Source organism: Okeania sp. (assembly GCF_983059655.1).
The window spans coordinates 1-2,028 of record NZ_CEZPJD010000864.1; the positions used below are offsets into that span (position 1 = coordinate 1).

Sequence of the window (2,028 nt, forward strand, 5' to 3'; positions counted from 1 at the left end):
ACGAGAAGATACTTGTAGGTAATTCCAAATAAGTTGACGAGGTGGATCTATAAGGGTAGGAATTTGTATACCGTAGTGTTGAGAATCCTCTAGAATTATTTTCCAACTTTCTGTGGGAAGGACTTGAGGTGGTACTGGAATATGACAAGTAGCACAATTCTTCAAGTATAACGACAGTCCTAATTGGTGACGTTTGGGAACTACATCAACATTACTCATTAGTTGAGGCTCATGTAAAATATTTGTTGCAGTAGAAACTTTTGCCATAACCAAACCACAACTTGCACTCCATAAAAATATCAGTAGTAGAAGTAAAAAAAGAGATGGTCGTCGTCTACCTTTATTTATGAGATTAGATATTGGCATGAATATAATCTCTAGTGTTAGTACTTCATTATTTTTTGTTTCTTTAAAGAATTGGAATTGTCATACCCTCTTTTGCTACTAACCCATTGGGAAATACTGACTGGAGAGCAACTTGAACTTCATCCAATAAATTGTCATGATGAGAAGGGTCATGTTGAAACATAACTATTTGTTTGACTCCCGCTTTTTTTGCTATTTCCACACCTACTTGCCAAGTAGAATGTCCCCAACCAATTTTAGGAGATTCAGGATCATAGTATTCTTCATTTGTGTAGGTAGCATCATAAATAAGTAAATCAGCTTTACGAGCTAGATGAAGTACATTTTCATCAAAACGATCTTCATAATGCTCTGTATCTGGACAATAAACTACTGTTTTACCCTGCCAACAAATTCTATATCCAATGGCAAAATTCGGATGATTGAGGGGAGCTGTTTCAATCTCAATATCATCAATCCTAACTACATCTCCAGTGCTAAAGTCATAAAACTTCATCTCAGAAGCCATTACCTGTAAAGGAATAGGAAAGTTAGGGTTGACCATTTGATCGGATAAACATTCCTTAATTGTAGTTCCATCAGGTGCTATGGCCCCATGTATGTGAAACTTATTGGTTGGCACAAATGCAGGAACAAAAAATGGGAATCCTTGAATATGGTCCCAGTGAGTATGACTAAAGAATATATGAGCTTCCACTGGCATTTGTTTCATTAGGTTTAAACCCAATACTCTTAAACCTGTACCTCCATCAAAAATCAAACGCTTTTCCCCTAAGCGCATTTCTACACAGGAGGTATTACCACCATAGCGAACTGTACTACTACCAGGGGTAGGTATACTACCTCGTACACCCCAGAATTCAACTACAAACTTGGTTTGCAAGGAGGCTAACTGAGTATCTACCTCCTCAGATTGTGATATTGGGGCTGAAGGCTCTGAGGACTGCATATTTCTGTGTTTCAGACTTGCGGTTAATACGAATCTGTTAAGAAATTCTTAACTATTAATTGAGATTATTCTAGCAAAATCAAGTATTAATGCTCGCTAGTATATATATATGTATATGTAATTTAGTCTAGAAAGCAATACTTGACAATCATAAAATTTTTATTATGATTAGTTGGAAAAATGTCACAGTTAAATTTTTATAACTTTTAACTCTGTATAATTAAGCTATTTTAAGATAGCAAACTAGTAAATAAAGTAAATCTTTATTCTAAAAAGTTATAACTTGTCGATTTTGGATAGCTGAGGGTTGATAGGTCGGTTGATTTTGATAATTTTACCAAAAACAAATACTAGAACCTGCCGAAACATTATAATTTTTTATCCCCTCCTTTTGTTGTCTATTCGGTAAATAGTTGGATAAGTTTATAACTTGATAAAATCACAAACTTTTATCAAAATCATCAGTGCGAAGTCAAAATCATTTTTATGAAACATGAAGAATTTTCAATACCAAAATCATCAGAATTAGATTTACTTAAACTGCAAAGCAAGCTATTCACATGGTTTTCAGTTCATGTTCGAGTCTCTAGGATCAAACATATTCTTGAGAGTATAAAAAATAGTACAGAGACTAGCATAGCATTATGCCATAAATCAGGAAAAAGCTCAACTGGCAGTATTGATGCACAATTTAGTAAGGAAAATATCTACCA

General features: G+C 34.3%; 3 protein-coding genes. 1 reads left to right on the plus strand and 2 read right to left on the minus strand.

The annotated features are described in order from the left end of the window. Together AC3DU7_RS29470 and AC3DU7_RS29475 are read right to left on the minus strand one after the other, a co-directional pair. A partial coding sequence (locus AC3DU7_RS29470) for a diheme cytochrome C (RefSeq protein WP_488042799.1) occupies positions 1-366 on the minus strand: 366 nt, incomplete at its 3' end. Between the two features lie 43 nt (positions 367-409). Next, a complete protein-coding gene (locus AC3DU7_RS29475; protein WP_488042800.1) occupies positions 410-1,315 on the minus strand; it encodes an MBL fold metallo-hydrolase in 906 nt (301 codons plus the stop codon). Between the two features lie 486 nt (positions 1,316-1,801). Between AC3DU7_RS29475 and AC3DU7_RS29480 the strand changes: the two genes are divergently transcribed. Next, positions 1,802-2,028 (plus strand): hypothetical protein (locus AC3DU7_RS29480; protein WP_488042801.1); only part of this gene is annotated, 227 nt, incomplete at its 3' end.

Bases quoted from the DNA above. Each gene is read 5' to 3' on its own strand.
- AC3DU7_RS29475 (WP_488042800.1), bottom strand. From the start codon at position 1,315: ATGCAGTCCTCAGAGCCTTCAGCCCCAATATCACAATCTGAGGAGGTA.